The 16906-nt window shown below is 74.8% G+C and carries 20 protein-coding genes and 1 pseudogene; 8 read left to right on the forward strand and 13 right to left on the reverse strand.

Features of this window, described 5'->3' with window-relative positions; genetic code table 11:
- The first annotated feature begins 9 nt into the window (after positions 1-9).
- A complete protein-coding gene (locus tag AC1VWI_RS08965; protein ID WP_499510423.1) occupies positions 10-528 on the forward strand; it encodes a GNAT family N-acetyltransferase in 519 nt (172 codons plus the stop codon).
- Here AC1VWI_RS08965 and AC1VWI_RS08970 read toward each other — a convergent pair.
- Genes AC1VWI_RS08970 through AC1VWI_RS08980 form a run of 3 tightly spaced genes read right to left on the reverse strand, consistent with a single transcriptional unit; the run spans position 503 to position 2489 of the window.
- Entirely contained in the window at positions 503-1321 is an 819-nt protein-coding gene (locus tag AC1VWI_RS08970; RefSeq protein WP_499510424.1) for a GNAT family N-acetyltransferase, read from the reverse strand. The genes AC1VWI_RS08965 and AC1VWI_RS08970 overlap by 26 nt on opposite strands.
- Positions 1318-1875: a YbaK/EbsC family protein gene (locus AC1VWI_RS08975; protein ID WP_499510425.1), complete on the reverse strand. Its 558-nt coding sequence runs from the start codon at positions 1873-1875 to the stop codon at positions 1318-1320. Before AC1VWI_RS08975 ends, AC1VWI_RS08970 begins: the two co-directional genes overlap by 4 nt.
- A 41-nt stretch (positions 1876-1916) precedes the next feature.
- The gene (locus AC1VWI_RS08980) at positions 1917-2489 is read right to left on the reverse strand and encodes a helix-turn-helix domain-containing protein (RefSeq protein ID WP_499516750.1); all 573 of its coding nucleotides are present in this window, start codon (positions 2487-2489) and stop codon (positions 1917-1919) included.
- A gap of 95 nt (positions 2490-2584) precedes the next feature.
- On the opposite strand from AC1VWI_RS08980, the gene AC1VWI_RS08985 reads away from it, so the two are divergent.
- Positions 2585-3448 carry an EamA family transporter gene (locus AC1VWI_RS08985; RefSeq protein ID WP_499510426.1) on the forward strand — a complete coding sequence of 288 codons (864 nt, stop codon included), beginning with the start codon at positions 2585-2587 and terminating at the stop codon, positions 3446-3448.
- Between the two features lie 67 nt (positions 3449-3515).
- Positions 3516-4088, forward strand: a complete 573-nt coding sequence (locus AC1VWI_RS08990) for a helix-turn-helix domain-containing protein (protein ID WP_499510427.1) — start codon at positions 3516-3518, stop codon at positions 4086-4088.
- Between the two features lie 43 nt (positions 4089-4131).
- Here AC1VWI_RS08990 and AC1VWI_RS08995 read toward each other — a convergent pair whose 3' ends face one another.
- From AC1VWI_RS08995 to AC1VWI_RS09005, 3 genes are all read right to left on the reverse strand, one after another.
- A complete protein-coding gene (locus tag AC1VWI_RS08995) occupies positions 4132-5205 on the reverse strand; it encodes an NAD(P)/FAD-dependent oxidoreductase (RefSeq protein ID WP_499510428.1) in 1074 nt (357 codons plus the stop codon).
- A gap of 80 nt (positions 5206-5285) precedes the next feature.
- Positions 5286-6062, reverse strand: coding sequence for an acyltransferase (locus tag AC1VWI_RS09000; protein ID WP_499510429.1), 777 nt, complete (start codon positions 6060-6062; stop codon positions 5286-5288).
- Positions 6063-6102: 40 nt separating this feature from the next.
- Positions 6103-7023: a pseudouridine-5'-phosphate glycosidase gene (locus AC1VWI_RS09005; RefSeq protein WP_499510430.1), complete on the reverse strand. Its 921-nt coding sequence runs from the start codon at positions 7021-7023 to the stop codon at positions 6103-6105.
- 56 nt (positions 7024-7079) lie between these two features.
- On the opposite strand from AC1VWI_RS09005, the gene AC1VWI_RS09010 reads away from it, so the two are divergent.
- Positions 7080-7613 carry a gamma carbonic anhydrase family protein gene (locus AC1VWI_RS09010; protein WP_499510431.1) on the forward strand — a complete coding sequence of 178 codons (534 nt, stop codon included), beginning with the start codon at positions 7080-7082 and terminating at the stop codon, positions 7611-7613.
- 19 nt (positions 7614-7632) lie between these two features.
- Here the strand turns inward: AC1VWI_RS09010 and AC1VWI_RS09015 are convergent, their stop codons facing one another.
- The 3 genes from AC1VWI_RS09015 to AC1VWI_RS09025 all read right to left on the reverse strand — a co-directional run bounded on the left by AC1VWI_RS09015 (position 7633) and on the right by AC1VWI_RS09025 (position 9291).
- Positions 7633-8286, reverse strand: coding sequence for a DedA family protein (locus AC1VWI_RS09015; protein ID WP_499510432.1), 654 nt, complete (start codon positions 8284-8286; stop codon positions 7633-7635).
- A gap of 116 nt (positions 8287-8402) precedes the next feature.
- Positions 8403-8606 (reverse strand): hypothetical protein, encoded by a 204-nt coding sequence (locus tag AC1VWI_RS09020; protein ID WP_499510433.1) that lies wholly within the window; start codon positions 8604-8606, stop codon positions 8403-8405.
- A 232-nt stretch (positions 8607-8838) separates the two neighbouring features.
- Positions 8839-9291 (reverse strand): DUF4442 domain-containing protein, encoded by a 453-nt coding sequence (locus AC1VWI_RS09025; RefSeq protein ID WP_499510434.1) that lies wholly within the window; start codon positions 9289-9291, stop codon positions 8839-8841.
- A gap of 72 nt (positions 9292-9363) precedes the next feature.
- Here AC1VWI_RS09025 and AC1VWI_RS09030 point away from each other — a divergent pair, with 72 nt between their 5' ends.
- Complete coding sequence (locus tag AC1VWI_RS09030; RefSeq protein WP_499510435.1) at positions 9364-10350, forward strand: DUF8017 domain-containing protein; 987 nt, start codon at positions 9364-9366, stop codon at positions 10348-10350.
- A gap of 46 nt (positions 10351-10396) precedes the next feature.
- Positions 10397-11785 carry an MFS transporter gene (locus tag AC1VWI_RS09035; protein ID WP_499510436.1) on the forward strand — a complete coding sequence of 463 codons (1389 nt, stop codon included), beginning with the start codon at positions 10397-10399 and terminating at the stop codon, positions 11783-11785.
- Here the strand turns inward: AC1VWI_RS09035 and AC1VWI_RS09040 are convergent.
- The 4 genes from AC1VWI_RS09040 to AC1VWI_RS09055 all read right to left on the reverse strand — a co-directional run bounded on the left by AC1VWI_RS09040 (position 11725) and on the right by AC1VWI_RS09055 (position 15429).
- Complete coding sequence (locus tag AC1VWI_RS09040) at positions 11725-12579, reverse strand: spermidine synthase (protein ID WP_499510437.1); 855 nt, start codon at positions 12577-12579, stop codon at positions 11725-11727. The genes AC1VWI_RS09035 and AC1VWI_RS09040 overlap by 61 nt on opposite strands.
- Positions 12580-12637: 58 nt before the next feature.
- A complete protein-coding gene (tuf, locus tag AC1VWI_RS09045; RefSeq protein WP_499510438.1) occupies positions 12638-13810 on the reverse strand; it encodes an elongation factor Tu in 1173 nt (390 codons plus the stop codon).
- Positions 13811-14077: 267 nt separating this feature from the next.
- On the reverse strand, positions 14078-14725 hold the full coding sequence (locus tag AC1VWI_RS09050) for a class I SAM-dependent methyltransferase (protein WP_499510439.1): 648 nt from the start codon (positions 14723-14725) through the stop codon (positions 14078-14080).
- Entirely contained in the window at positions 14722-15429 is a 708-nt protein-coding gene (locus AC1VWI_RS09055; protein WP_499510440.1) for a DNA alkylation repair protein, read from the reverse strand. Before AC1VWI_RS09055 ends, AC1VWI_RS09050 begins: the two co-directional genes overlap by 4 nt.
- A gap of 56 nt (positions 15430-15485) precedes the next feature.
- Between AC1VWI_RS09055 and AC1VWI_RS09060 the strand changes: the two genes are divergently transcribed.
- Both AC1VWI_RS09060 and AC1VWI_RS09065 read left to right on the forward strand, forming a co-directional pair.
- The gene (locus tag AC1VWI_RS09060) at positions 15486-16160 is read left to right on the forward strand and encodes a TVP38/TMEM64 family protein (RefSeq protein ID WP_499510441.1); all 675 of its coding nucleotides are present in this window, start codon (positions 15486-15488) and stop codon (positions 16158-16160) included.
- 573 nt (positions 16161-16733) lie between these two features.
- Positions 16734-16903, forward strand: a pseudogene (locus AC1VWI_RS09065) (NUDIX hydrolase); the annotation flags it as partial.
- Positions 16904-16906 lie beyond the last annotated feature (3 nt).

Consider the following 16906-nt stretch of genomic DNA (forward strand, 5'->3'; position numbering starts at 1 on the left):
CGTGCGCGCATGCCCGGTCCCGTACGCCCTGCCCGACCCGATGACGCCGCCGAGCTGGTACGGCTGCGGCGGCTGATGTTCCTGGCCATGAGCGGGCGGGACGAGCCCGGTCCCTGGGAGGCGGCCGCGCGGGAGCGGGCGCGCGAGCAGCTCGGCGGGGGCGGCGCGCGGTGGCTGGGGGCGTTCGTGGTGGACGGCGAGCCCGCGGTCGCGGACGGGCCGCACCTGGCGGCGTGCGCGGTGGGCCGGGTCGAGGAGCGGCTGCCCGCGCCGGGGCACCCGGCGGGCCGGTTCGGCTTCGTCTTCAACGTCTGCACCGACACCCGCTACCGCGGCCTGGGGTACGCGCGGGCGACGACGCAGGCCCTGCTCGCGTGGTTCACGGAGCAGGGCGTGACCCGCGTCGAACTGCACGCGACCCCGGAGGCGGAACCGCTGTACCGCAGCCTGGGGTTCGCCGAGCACTCGATCCCGCTGTCGCTGGACCTGTCGCGGCGGCCGGTCAGGGGGCGGACGGCTCCGCGATGAGGGCCGTGCCGACCCGGCGGAATCCGAGCCGGCCGTAGATCCGGGCGACGGCATCGTCGCCCGCCGACAGGAACACGGTGGTCAGCCCTTGCGCACGGGCCTCGGCGACGAGCGCGCCGGTGACCGCGAGGGCCAGGCCGCGGCGGCGGGCGCTGGGCAGGGTGCCCACGCCGACGATCTCGCAGACCTCGCCGACGGGGTTGTACTGGCCCGCGCACAGCGCGGTGCCGTCCTCGACGGCCGCGGCGTGGACGGTGAGCCCGGCCCGCAGGCGGGCTTCCGCGGTCGCGACGAGTCCCGGGGCGGCGTGCAGCGGGAGCGCGGCGGCGAGTTCCGCCCGCCCGGCGGTGCCGACGGCGGTGCCGGGCTGCGCGAAGGCCAGGTGCGGGACGGTGAGCGCGCTGGGCAGCGCGGGGTCGCCGGGCCGGAGCAGCCGTACGCCGACGTCCGCGGGGAGTTCCGGCGGCGGGGACGGGACGCGCGGATCCAGCACCATCAGCGGGTGCTCGTGCACGGCCAGGCCGGACGCCTGCGCCGCCTCCCGGAGGCCGGGGGTGGTCTCCGCGACCCACTCGAAGCACTCGGGCACGCCCAGCTCGCGCTGGCGGGCCCGGACCCGGTCGACGTCGGCCCGGCCGACGGTGCCGTCGGCGCCGGGCGTCGGGCGGGCGTAGAAGGGCCAGCCGACGCCCTCGCGCACGAAGAGGGTGAGCGGGCCGTGCTCCTCGGCGCGGGCGCCCGCGCGGGGCACGGCGTCGTAGTAGCGCTCCAGGCGGTCCAGCAGATCCGTCACGCGGGGAGTCCCAGCCCTTCCAGCAGTTCCACGCCGGGCAGCGAGGCCAGCGCCTTGCCGGGCACGAGCAGTTTGCCGCGCCGGCGGCCGCTGCCGATGATCACGTACGGGGTGTCCGCGACCGCCGCGTCCACCAGCAGCGGCCAGGTGGCGGGCAGCCCGATCGGGGTGATGCCGCCGTACTCCATGCCGCTCTCGCCCACGGCGGTGTCCATCGGCGCGAACGAGGCCTTGCGGACGCCGAGATGACGCCGCACGAGGCCGTTCACGTCGGCCCGCGTGGTGGCGAGGACGACGCAGGCGGCGAGCGTCACCTCCCCGCCGCGCTTGCCCGCGACGACCACGCAGTTCGCGGACTGCTCCAGGGCGACCCCGTACGTCTCGGTGAAGACCGCGGTGTCGGCCTTCTCGGGGTCGGTGTCGACCAGCAGCAGCTCCTCGACGGGCACCTGCCCGCTCCAGGCGGTCAGTGCGGCCGCGACGGGGGCCGGAAGCAGGTCGAGCTTCTCCACGGCGGGGTGGACGTCGGTGAAGGTGCCGATGGGTGCGCGCATGTCCGGAACGCTAACAAATCCCGGGAGTTGGCGGCGCCGTCTCACTGGGGGGCGGGGACGGAGATGGCCAGCGTCATCTCCGTCACCTCGGTGCCCCGGTTGCGGTAGCCGTGCGGTGCCGCGGCCTCGAAGCTCGCGGTCGTCCCGGCGGGCACGCGGTGCTCCTGCCCGTCGACGACGAGGGTGAGCTCGCCCTTGTCCACCCGGATCAGTTCGACGGTGCCCGGCGGGTGCGCGTCCGAGTCGTGGCCCTCGCCCGGCATGATCCGCCAGGCCCACATCTCCAGCGGGCCCGGCGCCTGCCCGCCGGCCAGCAACAGACCGCGGCTGCCTGCGGGGGTGCTCCACAGCTCGACGGCCTGGTCGGCGGGGACCAGCCGCACCTTGGGCCCGTCCGCGTAGTCCAGCAGGTTCACCAGGCTCGCGCCGAGCGCGTCCCCGATGCGGACGATGGTGCCCAGGCTCGGGTTGGTGCGCGCCTGCTCGATCTGGATCAGCATGCCGCGGCTGACGCCGGCGCGGGCGGCGAGCGCGTCGAGGCTGTAGCCCCGCTCCAGGCGCAGGCGCTTGACGTTGCGCGCGAGCGACTGGGCGATCAGGTCGAGGTCCGGCACCGTACCGTCCAATATGATGAATGCTGGAGTTCACTTCACTGCACTACTGTGGGGTGTACTGCACTGTTCACCGTACTGTACTGCGATGGAGCCCCATGACCGCGGTCTTCGCCCTGGCCACCAGCCTGTTGTGGGGTCTCGCCGACTTCGGCGGCGGCCTCCTCACCCGCCGTTTCCCGGCGCTCACCGTGGTCGTCGTGTCCCAGGGCGTGGCCGCCGTCGTGCTGGGCGCGGTCGTCGTCGCGACGGGCGGCTGGAGCGAGGCCTCCCCGCGCCTGTGGTTCGCCGTGGCCGCGGGCCTGATCGGCCCGGTCGCCATGCTCTGCTTCTACCGCGCGCTCGCCCTCGGCCCCATGGGCGTCGTCTCGCCGCTGGCCACGGTGGGGGTGGCGGTCCCGGTGAGCGTGGGGCTGCTGCTCGGCGAACGCCCCGGGACCGTGCAGTACGCGGGCATCGCGGTGGCCGTCGTGGGCATCGTCCTGGCCGGCGGGCCCGAGCTGCGCGGGGCGCCCGTACAGCGGCGGGCGGTGGTCATGACCTTGGTCGCGGCCTTCGGCTTCGGCGCGGTCATGTCGCTCGTGGCGGAGGCGTCCCACACCGTGACCGGGCTCTTCCTGGCGCTGTTCGTCCAGCGCGTCTGCAACGTCGCCGTGGGCGGGGCGGCCCTCGCGGTCTCCGTGCGGCGGGGCGCGCCGTCGCTCCCCGAGGGCGGCCTGCCCACGGTGTGGCGCAGCCTGCCCGCGCTGTCCTTCGTGGGCCTCGCGGACGTGGCGGCCAACGGTTCCTACGCCGTGGCGGCGCACCACGGCCCCGTCGCGGTGGCGGCCGTGCTGGCCTCCCTCTACCCCGTCGTCACCGCCCTCGCGGCCCGGGGCGTCCTCGGGGAGCGGCTCCGCCCCGTCCAGGCGGCCGGCGCCGGCCTCGCCCTGGCGGGATCGGTCCTGCTGGCGGCGGGCTGACGGCGTACCGCCCGCCCGCCACTTGCCGCACTTGCAATAACCCATGCCGTTTCGGCAACCTGGGGGTGTGGACGTCACGAGGAAAGAGGTGCTGGACGCCGTCGGGCCCCGGCTGCGGGAGCTGCGGCGCCGCCGCGGCATGACCCTGGCCGAGCTGGCCGGGCGGACGGGCATCAACGAGAGCACCCTGTCCCGCCTCGAGGGCGGGGGCCGCAAGCCGACCCTGGAGCTGCTGCTGACCCTGGCGGAGGTCCACGCGGTGCCGCTCGACGAACTCGTCGGCGCGCCCCGCACCGGCGATCCCCGCATCCACCTCCGGCCGGTCACCCGCGACGGCCTGACGTACGTGCCGCTGAGCCGACCGGGCGGGATCCAGGCGCACAAGCTGCTGATCCCGCCGCACCCGGGCACGGAGCCCGAGTTGAAGACCCATGAGGGCTTCGAGTGGGTCTACGTCCTGGCCGGACGCCTGCTGCTGCTCCTCGGCGACCGGCGTGTGGTGCTGAAGGCCGGCGAGGCCGCCGAGTTCGACACCCACGTCCCGCACCGGCTCGGCCCCGACGGCGAGGACCCCGTCGAACTGCTCGTCCTGTTCGGGCGGCAGGGCGAGCGGGCCCATCTGCGGGCCCGCACCGCCTGAGGCCGGGGGCGACGGGGCGACGGGGGGACGGGGGCGACAGGGGTCACGCCCCCGGCAGCGGGTCCAGGCCGTGCCGGCGCGCACCGAGCACGCGCCGCGTGACCTCCGCCTCCATCCGCCCGCCGAAAACCTCGGTGCCGGCGGGCCGGCGGGGCCGGGCGGCCGCGCGGGCGTCGTCCGTCAGCAGGTCCATGACGATGGCCGCGGCCGCGGTCGTCCCGGCCGCCGCAGCAGCCGGAACGCCCGCCATCAGGTCGCTGACGTTCCCCGCGGCCCACACGCCGTCGACGCCGGTGAAGCCGCAGGCGTCCACCCCGAGTTGCTCCCCGAAGCCCGCCGGATGCTCCCGCACGGCCAGGCCGAGACCGCCGAGGAAGGACGCCCGGGCCGTGAAGCGCGGGGCGACCGCGAGCACACGGACGGGCACCACCTGCCCGGAGGCGAGGCGCACCCCCGCCAGCCGGTCCGCGTCATCGGTCTCCAGGCCGGTCACGGCGCCCTCGACGACACCGACGCGCAGCCCGGCGAGCTGTTCCCACTGATCACCCGTCAGATCCGTGCCGGAGTGCAGGAACAGCGTCACGTCCTCGGACAACTGCCGGAACAGCAGGGCCTGATGGAAGCTGCCAAGCACCCCGACCGCGGTGTCCCGGACCTCCCAGCCGTGGCAGAACACGCAGTGCACCACGTCCCTGCCCCACCGCTGCGCCAGCCCGGGTACGTCCGGCAGCTCGTCGACCAGGCCCGAGGTCACCAGGACCCGCCGGGCCGCCGTCCGCCGTCCGTCCGCGCACTCGACCACGAAGCGGCCACCGTCGCGGTGGATCGCCGTGACGCTGCCGGCGACGACGCGGCCGCCGTAGGATGCGACCTCCTCCCGCCCCCTCCGCAGCAGTTCCAGGGGGGCGATGCCGTCGCGTCCCAGCAGTCCGTGTGCCGCGGCGGCGGGGGCGTTGCGGGGCTCGCCCCCGTCGATCACCAGCACCGACCGCCGTACCCGTGCCAGGGTCAGCGCGCCGGACAGTCCGGCGGCGCCTCCGCCGACGACCACCACGTCCCACACGCCGCCCGGTGCCTCGATGCCGTTCCCGCCGATGCCCCTCATGTTCTCGTCCATGGCGGCACGATCACTCCGGCCGCCGGTGGAGGCAACGTTCCGTGCCGTTTCGGCAAGAGGCGCCGCGCACGCCCGGCCGGTCAGGCCTCGGAGGCGAGCTTCTCCTCGAGCCCCGCGAGGAGTTCGGGCTCCAGCCCCGCGAGCGCGGCCAGCTGCTGATGGGTCGCCCCGGCGGGAACGGGACGCGGGGCGGGCGTCCGCAGCGGCGGCTCCCACCCCCGCTCGGGCGTCCAGCGCCGGACGACCCGGGCCGGCGCACCCGCCACCACCGAGTGGTCGGGGACCTCGCCCCGCACGATCGCCCCTGCCGCGACGACGACGTTCCGCCCGATCCGCGCCCCCGGCAGGACCACCGCGCCCGCGCCGAGCCAGCTCCCCGAGCCGATCTCGACGGGCGCCGAGCGCGGCCACTGGCGGCCGATGGGCTCGTGCGGGTCGTCGTAGGAGTGGTTGTCGCTCGTCACGTAGACGTACGGCCCGCAGTAGACGTCGTCGCCGAACACGACCGGCCGGGAGGCGATGACGTGGCTGCCGCGGCCGAGGACGACGCCGTTGCCGAGCCGGACGACGGGATCGGGGCCGAGGTCGAGGCCGGGCATCATCCCGGCCGTCAGCGTGACCTGTTCGCCGATGATGCAGCACTCGCCGAGGTGGATCCACCGCTCGCCGAAGACCGTCCCCTGCGGGAACGCCAGCCGGGTGCCCGCGCCGATCCGGCCGAAGCGCAGCGGGCCGGGGCGCTCGGCGGAGACGGCACCCGCGTCCTGGACCCACCGCCAGCCGCGGTGCACCAGACGCGAGACGGCCCGGCGGCGCCAGGCCGCCGCGGAGGAGAACAGGTTCTCGTTTTTCGGCACCCGCTCACCGTACCGAGGGCGCCGGGGCGCGGCCGGGCGATCAGATGTGATGTGCGCCGCGTTCCGTCCAGGCGACGGCGACCTGCGCGGCGAGGCGGACGTTGCCGCGTACGGCGGCGAGGTTCGCCTCCAGGCTGGCCCCGCCGGTGTGCTCGACGAGGTGACCGAGGAGGAACGGCGTGACGGCCTGCCCCGTGACGCCCTCGCGTTCGGCGGCCGCCAGCGCCTGCGCCAGCACGCGGTCGTGCAGGGCCGGGTCGAGTTGCTCGTGCTCCGGCACGGGGTTGGCGAGGATCACGGCGGACGGCGGCCCGTCGAGGTCGTCCTGGGCGGCCATGACGCAGGCGGCCTCGTCGGGCGTGCCGACCGTCCAGTCCACGGGCTGCCCGGAGCCGCTGAGGTAGAAGCCGGGGAACTCGCTCGTCCCGTAGCCCACGATGGTGACGCCGAGGGTCTCCAGGCGCTGCAGGGTGGCGGGCACGTCGAGGATCGACTTCACCCCGGCGCACACGACGGTGATCCGGGTGCCCGCGAGCAGCCTCAGGTCGGCGGATTCGTCCTGCTCCTCGGTCCAGCCCCGGTGCACCCCGCCCAGTCCGCCGGTCGCGAAGACGCGCAGCCCGGCGCGGGCGGCGAGGAAGGCCGTGGCGGAGACGGTGGTGGCGCCGCTGGCGCCGGTGGCGACCGCGACGGGCAGGTCGCGGTGGCCGAGCTTGCGCATCCCCTCGTCGGCTGCGATGCGCTCCAGGCCCTTCCCGTCGAGCCCGATGCACGGCACGCCGTCCAGCACCGCGATCGTCGCGGGGACGGCACCGGCCTCGCGCACGGCGGCCTCCAGTTCCAGCGCCACCTCGTGGTTGCGGGGACGGGGCAGGCCGTGGGAGATGATCGTCGACTCGAGGGCGACGACCGGGGCACCGGTTTCCAGCGCGATGATCACTTCGTCGGAGAACTTCAGCACGCAGTACGCGCTACCCGCCACGCGAGGGGCGCAATCACCGGACTACGGTGATCCCCATGACGGAGAGAGCCTTGATCGCGGACGTCGCCGGGCGTAGGCCCCACCTGGACCCCGCCGCCTTCACCGCGCCGACCTCGGTGGTGCTGGGCGACGTGACGCTGGCCGCCGGCGCGAGCGTCTGGTACCACACGGTGCTGCGCGGCGACTGCGAGTCGATCAGCGTCGGCGAGGGCAGCAACGTCCAGGACAACTCCACGGTGCACGCCGACCCCGGGTTCCCCGCGGTGATCGGCGCGGGCGTCACGGTGGGCCACAACGCGGTGCTGCACGGCTGCGTCGTCGAGGACGACGTGCTGGTCGGCATGGGCGCCACGGTCCTCAACGGCGCCCACATCGGCACCGGCTCGCTCGTCGCGGCGGGCGCGCTCGTCCCCCAGGGCATGCGGGTGCCCCCGGGGTCGCTGGTGGCGGGCGTACCGGCGAAGGTGCGCCGTGAGCTGACCACCGAGGAGCGCGAGATGGTCCGGATCAACGCCGAGCACTACGTACGGCTCGCCGACGCCCACCGGGCCGCCTTCGCCCGGGACTGACCGCCCCGGGACCGGCCGCTCAGTCGGCGGCGGCCGCCACGGCGTCCGCCTCCGGCGCGGCCTCGTGGGCCTTCGCCGCGGCCTTGGCCCGGCGCCGCACGACGAGGAACGAGCCGAGGCCGATCAGCACCGCTGCCGCCAGGCCGATCCAGGAGAAGCGCTTGAGCCACGGCTCGGCGACGATGCCCACGTAGTAGATGACGGCCGTGGTGCCGCCCGCCCACACGATGCCGCCGAGGACGTTGGCGACCAGGAACTTCCAGTACGGCATCTTCAGCACGCCCGACAGCGGGCCGGCGAAGATCCGCAGCAGCGCCACGAAGCGCCCGAAGAACACCGCCCACATGCCCCAGCGCGTGAACGACGCCTCGGCGGTCGCGATGTGCGCCGGCGAGAAGTGCTTGGGGAAGCGCCGCCCCAGCCGGTCCAGCATCGGCCGCCCGCCGCGCCGGCCGATGGCGTAGCCGATCGAGTCGCCCACGATCGCCCCCGCCGACGCACAGACGCCGACCACCCACGGGTCCACGTGCCCCTGGGAGGCAAGCAGGGCCGAGCTGACGAGGATGATCTCGCCCGGCAGCGGGATGCCCAGGCTCTCCAGGCCGATCACAAAGCCCACCAGCAGGTAGACGCTGACCGGCGGGATCGTGCCGAGCCACTCCTGGACGTGCAAGGCCGCTTCCTCCCCCTAGGGCGGTCGGATGTCGGTCGGCGCGCCGGTGCGCGCACGTCGTTGCAGCGTATCCGACGTGCGGCCCGGCGTGTCGCCACGGGCCGCACCCCGCGGGCTCAGCCCTGCGCCATAACGAGGATCCCGTCGGCGAGCAGGAACACCCCGCACGCGAGAGCGAGCCCCGCGAGGACGGCCAGCACCCCCGGGCGCAGGATCACCGACGAGGACCGCGCCGCCTCGGGGCCCAGTTGCCGCCGTCGGAGCCACAGTGCCCGGACGCCGCCGTACAGGCCGGCGAAGCCCACGATCAGGTACGACATGGGGGCAGCCCTCCAGGCTCTCGGGTCGCTCCGTGAGCCCGTGTGGCCTGAGCCGGGGCATGGAGCCGGAACCAATCCGGCCGCACGAAGACCGCAGAAGCCACGATCTTGGAACCGAACGCGTCCGGCGTCAACAGGGAGTTGCGCGTACGGGGCGGGCGAGTTCGCAACGGATTCGCGATGCCCGTCCCGGCGCCCGGTCGGGCACCGGGGTGCGGCAACCGGGCGTCGCTCAGGAGTTGGGGCGCAGGGTCCACACGATGGTCATCTCGCCCGTGACGGCGCCGTCCTCGCGGGTGAGGGCGACGGTGACGGGGAACTCGGGGCGCTCGCCCTTGTCGAGGTCGGCGATGACGTCGGCGGCGGGGCGGCCGAGGTGGGCGGTGGCGGTGACCGGGCCCATGGCGAGCTTCTTGTAGCCGATCTCGGCGCGGACGGCGAGGGGGACGGCGCGGGAGAGCCGGTCGGCGAAGGCGGCCAGGACGACGGCGCCGCTGGCGGTCTCGGCGAGGGTGAACATCGCGCCGGCGTGGGGGCCGCCGACGTGGTTGTGGTAGGCGGGCTGGTCGGGGAGGCGGACCACGGCGCGCTCGGCGGTGGTCTCCAGGAACTCGATGCTGAGGGTGGCGGCCATCGGCACGGTGGCCGCCATGAGCTCGCCTATCTGGGGCTGGTTCTCGGACATGGCCGGATGTTACCAGCAGGTAATCATCGCTTCCGTGGAACCGCGGCCGCTCAACCCCTAGTGTTTCCAGCCATGTGGCCAGGACAGCAGCAGCCGGGGGAACCGCAGTATCCGCAGCAGCCCCCACAGAACCAGCCCCAGTGGGGGCAGCAGCAGCCCGCCCCGTACCAGCCGCAGCAGCACCCGGCCTACCAGCAGCCTCCGCAGATGTGGGGGCCCCCGCCGGGGCCGGTGCCTGGTGGGCCGAAGCCGCCCGGGGGGCGGCGGGGCGCGGTGGTCGCGGTGTCGGTGGTGGCCGCGGTCGCGGTGGTCGCCGCCGGTGTGCTGGTCGCCGTGAAGCTCACCGGCGACGACAAGGTACCGCAGGCCGGCCCGTCCGGCAGCGGCTCGCCGGTCGCCTCGGAAAGCGCCCCGGGCTCGTCCGCACCCACGCCCTCCGCGTCGGGGAGCAAGGAGGGCGAGGAGGGTGAGCAGGGCCCGGGCCCGGACGACGCCCGCGGCAACCCGGGTGAGGACACGATCAAGCCCGTGGTGCCCGGCTGGCAGACGGTCGTACGCAGTGACATGGGCGTCGCCTACGACATCCCCAAGGGCTGGACGGTCAAGCCGCAGGGCCTGCTCATCGGCTACGAGTGGGACGACAACCGCGTCGTCACCGGGGGCGCGGCCGTCCTCGACGAGAAGTGGTGCGGCACCGACGAGCGCGGCCTGGCGGGCGTGAAGGGCGGCAAGGGCGCCAAGAGCCTGAAGTCCGAGGCCGCCAACGAGGCCTACAACTGGGCGTACGGCAAGTACAACAAGGAGGGCCGCACCAAGCTGACCGAGGCGGCCCCCCGCGCCTACACCAACGCCCAGGGCCTGCCCGGCTGGATCGCCTCCACGCGTGCGACCGGGATGAAGGGCTCGTGCGCGGCCGACGGCACCTCGTACAGCTTCACCTTCCTCGGCAAGGACAAGGAGGTCCGCTCCTGGCTGCTGGTCGTGGACAGCGGCTACGCGGGCGCGGTCGACGCCGGGACGGTGGCCAAGGTCCGCGACAGCGTCCGGCTGGTCGGCTGAGGCCGAGGCCGTAGCCCGATCCGGCCCGGCCGGCTGTCGGCCGGAAATGGGTTTGCCAAAGAAACGGCCCAGCGACGATAGTCCCCGGGTGAAACGCCACGTCTCCCACCGGCCGCGCTTCCCGGACTGGGCCGGCCGCAACTTCCGGCTCCTGGCCGCCTCCGCCTTCGTGACCGGGCTCGGCGCCTCGGGCGCCGTCGTCGCGTCGGCGTTCGCGGTCCTGCAGGCGGGCGGCGGCGGTACGGAGATCGGACTGGTCGCCGCAGCGCGGACGGTGCCCCTGGTCGTCTTCCTGCTCATCGGGGGCGCGGTCGCGGACCGGTTGCCGCGGCACCGGGTCATGGTCGCCGCCAACTGCCTGAACACGGTCTCGCAGGGCCTGTTCGCGGTCCTGGTGCTGACCGGCCGGGCCGAGATCTGGCACATGGCCGTGCTCTCCGCGCTGGGCGGCACCGGGCAGGCCTTCTTCGCCCCCGCCAACGAGGGGATGCTGCTGTCGACCGTCGACTCCGCCCACGCGGGCCGCGCCTTCGCGGTGTTCCGGCTCGGCGTCAACGGGGCGAACGTCGGTGGCGCCGCGCTCGCCGGGGCGCTGGTCGCCCTCGCAGGACCCGGCTGGGTCCTCGCGGTGGACGCGACGTGCTTCGCGGTCGCAGCGGGGCTGCGCGCGCTGCTGCGGGTGTCCCCGGCGACGCTGCGCGACCGCGCGGAGCGGCGCGGCGGCGGTCTGCGCGGCGGTCTGCTGGGCGATCTGCGCGACGGCTGGCGGGAGTTCGTCTCACGGCGCTGGCTGTGGGGCATCGTGGTGCAGTTCTCGGTCGTCAACGCCGTGATCACGGCCGCCGACGCGGTGTACGGGCCGCTCGTCGCCCGGGAGCACCTCGGCGGCGCCGGGCCGTGGGGCGCGGCCCTGGCCGCGTTCGGCGTCGGGAACCTGCTGGGCGGGCTGCTGATGCTCCGCTGGCGGCCGCGCCGCATCCTGCTCGCCGGGGTGCTCTGCGTCTTCCCGTTCTCGCTGCCCGCCGCCGCGCTGGCCCTGGCACTCCCGGTGCCGCTGCTGGCCTGCGCGATGCTCCTCGCCGGCCTGTCGATCGAGGTGTTCGGCGTGGCCTGGATGATGGCGCTGCACCAGGAGATCCCCGAGGACAAGCTCTCCCGCGTCGCGGCCTACGACTGGTTCGGCTCGGTCTCCATGATGCCGATCGGCACGGCGCTCGCGGGCCCGGCCGCGGACGCCTTCGGCCTGAACGGGGCGCTGTGGGGCTGCGCGGGGCTGACGGTGCTGCTCACGGGCGCGGTGCTCACCCTCCCCGAGGTGCGGCGGCTGCGGCGCGTGGACGACCCCGACGGCGGGCGGACGGTCGCGCGGGGCGGTCAGCCGACGCCGAAGGAACCGTCGGGCGGGATCGGCGAAGGCACCGCGTCCTTGTCGTAGACCGGCCGCGCCCCCCGTCCGAACACCTCCAGCGCGTCGCCGTCCACCACACGGGCCGGGAAGACGTCGGACGCGGTACGCCGCGCGATCCGCTCCACCGGCAGCGGGGAGCGGCTCGCGGCCAGCACGGCGTTGCCGAAGCGGCGGCCCCGCAGCACCCCGGGCTCGGCGATCAGGCACACCTGGCCGAACAGCTCGCGCAGGCCCGCGATCTGCGGCCGCAGGAAGTCGAAGGACGCCGAGTCGGCGAGGTTCGCCAGGTACACCCCGCCGGGACGCAGCACCCGGGCCGCCTCGGTGACGAACTCGTACGAGGTCAGGTGCGCCGGCACCCGCGAACCGCCGAAGACGTCCGCCACGACGACGTCCGCCGACGCGTCCGGGGCAGCCTCGAGCCAGGCACGGGCGTCGTCCGTCGTGATCGCCACGCCGTCACCGCCACGCCCGAGCGGGAGCCGGGCGGCGACCAGCGCGGCGAGCGCCCGGTCGGCCTCCACGACCCGCTGGCGCGAACCGGGTCGCGTCGCGGCGGTGTAGCGGGGCAGCGTCAGGGCGCCGCCGCCCAGGTGGACGACGTCCAGCGGCGCGCCCTCGGGCGCGGCCTCGTCCAGCACGTATGCCAGGCGCCGCGCGTACTCGAACTCCAGGTAGGTGGGGTCGTCCAGGTCCACGTACGACTGAGGGGCCCCGTCGACCGTGAGCAGCCACCCCGCGGGCCGGTCCACGTCCGGCAGCAGCTTGGCCGCGCCGAAGTCCACGTCCTGGGTCACGGGTATGCGTCCGTCGTCCTCCACGCCGCAATTGTCCCAGCACACGACGGGGCCCGGGGGCGGAACCCCCGGACCCCCGCGCTCACTCGGCGAGCGCCGTGACGGTGCCCGCGCCGACGGTGCGGCCGCCCTCACGGATCGCGAAGCCGAGCCCCGGCTCCAGCGGCACCGGCCGGCCCAGCTCGACCGTCATGTCGACGGTCGCCCCCGGCAGGGCCGCCCCCGCCTCGCCCAGGTCCACGTCGCCGACGACGTCGGCGGTGCGGACGTAGAACTGCGGCCGGTAGCCGCTGGCGATCCCGGTGCGCCGCCCGCCCTCGGCGGCCGGCAGCAGGTAGACCCGCGCCCGGAACCGGCGGCTCGGCGTGACACTGCCCGGCGCGGCCACCACGTGGCCCCGCCGGACCACGTCCCGGGCCACACCACGCAGCAGCAGCGCCACGTTGTCCCCGGCCTGGGCCTCCTCCATCGGCTTGCCGAAGGTCTCCAGACCCGTCACCACGCTCGCCGTCTCCGCGCCGAGCACCTCCACGCGGTCGCCGACCCGGACCGTGCCCCGCTCCACGGCGCCGGTGACGACCGTGCCGCGCCCGGTGATGGTCAGCACGTTCTCGACCGGCAGCAGGAAGGGCGCGTCGGTGTAGCGGTGCGGCATCGGCACGTGGGTGTCGACCGCGTCGAGCAGCGCCTCGATCGCCGACGTCCACCGTGGGTCGCCTTCCAGCGCCCGCAGGCCCGACACCCCTACGACGGGCAGCGTGTCGCCCGGGTAGCCCTGGGCGGACAGCAACTCGCGCACCTCCAGTTCGACCAGGTCGGTGAGTTCGGGGTCGCTGGCGTCGGCCTTGTTGAGCGCCACCACGATGTGCTCGACGCCGACCTGGCGGGCGAGCAGCACGTGCTCGGCGGTCTGCGGCATGACGCCGTCGAGGGCGGAGACAACGAGGATCGCCCCGTCGAGCTGGGCCGCGCCGGTGATCATGTTCTTCACGTAGTCGGCGTGACCGGGCATGTCGACGTGCGCGTAGTGCCGGGTGTCCGTCTCGTACTCGACGTGCGCGATGGTGATCGTGATCCCCCGCGCGGCCTCCTCCGGGGCCCTGTCGATCCGGTCGAACGGCACGAACGCGGCGGAGCCGCGGGCGCTGAGCACCTTGGTGATGGCGGCGGTCAGCGTGGTCTTGCCGTGGTCGACGTGACCCATGGTCCCGATGTTGAGGTGCGGCTTGGTGCGCACGTACGCCTGCTTGGGCATGTTGCTTCCTCGGTAAGTCGATTCGTCGCCTCGCGTGCGGGACCCCTGGACCGCGCCGACCCTCCCCCTGCGGGGTCCGCCGGACTGTCCGGGAAGGGTCAGATTCGGGCGCCGCCGAACGCGTTGGCCGAGAAAGCCTGTGCCGGGGCAGCCTGCAGCGCGTCCGCGACTGCGGACGTATCTGCGCTGAAGGCGTACCGGGACATGCCGTCGATGATCGGGCACGGCACGGCCGTCGGTCGAACGATTTTCCGGCGGTGGGCCGCCTCACGCCCCGCCGACGCGGGCGAGGACGTAGGCGCGCCGGGTCTCCGTCTCCTGCGGGTAGGGGGCCCGCTCCAGCCGCGCCTCCACCTCGAACCCGGCGTCGGTCAGCGCCTCGGTGACCGTCCCGGGGTCGTGGAAGTGGAAGTCGACGTCGACCTCGTGCCCCCACCACTGCGTCACGTGCCGGATCTCCGTCCCGACGTGGAAGGCCACGAGCACCCGTCCGGACGGGCGCAGCACGCGCCGCATCTCGCCGAACGCCGCCCGCAGTTCACCGGGCGTCAGATGGACCACCGCGTAGAGCGCCACGGCCGCCCCGAACTCGCCGTCCGCCGCCGGGAGGCAGAGCAGGTCGCCCTCGCGGAACTCGGCCCCGGGGTGCTCGCGGCGGGCGAGCGCGACCATGCCCGGCGACAGGTCGATGCCCACGGTCCGCGCCCCGCGCGCCGCGAGCCATGCCGTGACGTGGCCGGGGCCGCACCCCAGGTCCGCCACGGGCGCGCCGCCCGCGCTCTGCTCGGCGAGGGCCGCCAGCAGGGCCCGGTCCAGCGGCTTGTACGCCAGCTCGGTCCCGATGCGCTCCCGGTACTCCTCGGCCACGGTGTCGTAGCTGCGGCGCACCCGGCCGCGCCCGTCGGTCCCGCTCACAGGTGCTTCCCCGCCTCTCGTACCGACAGCGGTGACAGCCGCTCCCCCGACTCCGCGAGGAAGGCCCGCACGGCGCCGGGATCGGTGCGGGCGTACTCGCGCAGTGCCCAGCCGATCGCCTTGCGGATGAAGAAGTCCCGGTGGTCCGCCTGACGCAGGCAGTAGCGGAACAGCCGGCCGGGATCGGTGTCCGCCTTGTACGTCAACTGGTGCAGCAGCGCGGTGCGGGCGAGCCAGAGGTCGTCGCCGGCGATCCACTCGTCCATCACGTCCACCAGGGCGGGATCGGCGGCCACGAGCCGTCCGACGACGTGCGCGGCGAGCAGGTCGACGGTGTCCCACCACGGCTCCGTCGTGATCAGGTGCCGGGCCGTGCCGAGGAAGTCCGGGGAGCAGCGCCCCACATGACGGCGCAGGTAGTCCACGGCGAAGTAGCGGTACTCCCGTTCGGGGAGCGCCCAGCAACGCAGGGCGACGGCCGTGCAGTCGGCCTCGTCCGGGCGCGGCATGCCCGCGAGCACGGCGCGGGACAGCGTACGCCGGGCCGGCGTGGCGATACCGAGGAACGGGAACGCGTCCCGCATGTACGCCGCCGCCGGGGCGGCCCGCACCGGGTCGGCGGCGGCACCGTACGCCGAGGTCAGCCGTGGCAGCACGAGATCGGCGAGGGCGCTGTCCGGCAGGACCGGGGCGGGAGGGGCCATGGCCCTACGGTACGCGGCGGCACCGGAGCGACATCCTCCTCCGCTAGGCTCGCGGGATGTCCGAGGTCACCGTCCTCTCCCGACCGCGTTCGCGACCGGCGTCGTGGGCCCGGCTGGCGCTGCTGGTCGTCCTCCTGTCCGGGGCCGCGGCCTCGGTGCTGGTGTGGGAGCCCCAGCGGCTGCTCGCGCACGGCTGGCCCGCGCAACTCACGGGCGCCGCGGCCGTGGTGCTCTTCGCCGCGGGCTACGGGCTCTGCGCCCTCGCCTTCGTACCGCGTCCCCTGCTCAACGTCGGCGCGGGAGCGCTCTTCGGTGCCCAGGCAGGAGTGCCCGCGGCCCTCGCCGGCACGGTGCTCGGCGCCGGCCTCGCCTTCGTCCTCGGCCGCCTCCTCGGGCGGGACGCGCTGCGCCCGCTGCTGCGCGGCCGGGTGCTGCTCGCCGCGGACCGCCAGCTCAGCGAGCACGGCTTCCGCACGATGCTGGCGATGCGGCTCTTCCCCGGCGTACCGTTCGCGGCGGCCAACTACAGCGCGGCGGTCTCGCGGATGCGCCTCGCGCCCTTCCTGCTGGCCACGGCGCTGGGCAGCGTGCCCAACACGGCGGCCTACGTCATCGCCGGCAGCCGCGCCGCGACACCGACGTCACCGGTCTTCCTCGTCGCGATGGGCTTCATCGCGGTCACCGGCCTCGCCGCCGTCGTCGTCGCCGCCCGCACCCGCCGCAAGCGGTAGCCCACCGGGGGTTCCTTCACACAGCACCGGCGGGCCGGGCCGCGAGCGCGTAGCGGAAGGGGAGGCGGTCGGTGGGAAGCCTGCTGAGGGGGGTCTCCCGGGTCCCCTGGGGCGAACTGCTCGACGCCCTGGGAGCTCCCGCCGGAAGCGTCCCGCCTTGCTCTCCCGCATCGCGTACGGGGACGCCCCCACCGGCCGTGCGGCCGTCGACGAGTTGGGCGACGTCGTCTGCGCCCTGGGGTTCGTCGTCGGCGAGGCGACGGCCCCGACCGTCCCGTTCCTCCTGGAGCTGATCGCCGTCCCGCACCAGCCGTGCACGGCGGAATTGCTTGATCTGCTGGGAAAGATCGTGCGGGCCGAGACGTGGCACTCCTCGGCCATGGCGGCAGGCGGCGCTGAGCACGGCCCGTTCCGGCACCAGCCCCTCTGGGAGGTCGCGTCCCGGGCCGCGGTGTCGCGGGCCGGCCTGTCGTCGAAGCCGTTGCCGGGTCGATCCGGCCGGAGGAGGCCGAAGCGGCGCGCCAACTGCTGCGGGCCATGGACGACGTACGGCCGTTCCCGGAACTCTGAACGGCGGCCGCCGCCCGCGAGATGCCGGAGGAGACGGGCCGGCGGCCCGGCCCGCTGCGGCACTTGCCGGCGCTGGAGCCCTCCAACGGGCTGACCGACGCGACGCACCACGTCTACTGGCGGAGGAGGCGGCCCACACCGGCCGCCCCGGGGACGACGTCGAGTCCGACCGCCAT

The organism is Streptomyces sp. TOM-9, assembly GCF_056858595.1.

Coding starts and splice junctions, on each gene's coding strand:
- AC1VWI_RS08965 (WP_499510423.1), top strand. CDS start 10: ATGCCCGGTCCCGTACGCCCTGCCCGACCCGATGACGCCGCCGAGCTG.
- tuf (WP_499510438.1), bottom strand. CDS start 13,810: ATGCCCAAGCAGGCGTACGTGCGCACCAAGCCGCACCTCAACATCGGG.
- AC1VWI_RS08985 (WP_499510426.1), top strand. CDS start 2,585: ATGACCGCGGTCTTCGCCCTGGCCACCAGCCTGTTGTGGGGTCTCGCC.
- AC1VWI_RS09010 (WP_499510431.1), top strand. CDS start 7,080: ATGACGGAGAGAGCCTTGATCGCGGACGTCGCCGGGCGTAGGCCCCAC.
- AC1VWI_RS08975 (WP_499510425.1), bottom strand. CDS start 1,875: ATGCGCGCACCCATCGGCACCTTCACCGACGTCCACCCCGCCGTGGAG.
- AC1VWI_RS09025 (WP_499510434.1), bottom strand. CDS start 9,291: ATGTCCGAGAACCAGCCCCAGATAGGCGAGCTCATGGCGGCCACCGTG.
- AC1VWI_RS09055 (WP_499510440.1), bottom strand. CDS start 15,429: ATGGCCCCTCCCGCCCCGGTCCTGCCGGACAGCGCCCTCGCCGATCTC.
- AC1VWI_RS08995 (WP_499510428.1), bottom strand. CDS start 5,205: ATGGACGAGAACATGAGGGGCATCGGCGGGAACGGCATCGAGGCACCG.
- AC1VWI_RS09020 (WP_499510433.1), bottom strand. CDS start 8,606: ATGTCGTACCTGATCGTGGGCTTCGCCGGCCTGTACGGCGGCGTCCGG.
- AC1VWI_RS09060 (WP_499510441.1), top strand. CDS start 15,486: ATGTCCGAGGTCACCGTCCTCTCCCGACCGCGTTCGCGACCGGCGTCG.
- AC1VWI_RS09035 (WP_499510436.1), top strand. CDS start 10,397: ATGGGTTTGCCAAAGAAACGGCCCAGCGACGATAGTCCCCGGGTGAAA.
- AC1VWI_RS09030 (WP_499510435.1), top strand. CDS start 9,364: ATGTGGCCAGGACAGCAGCAGCCGGGGGAACCGCAGTATCCGCAGCAG.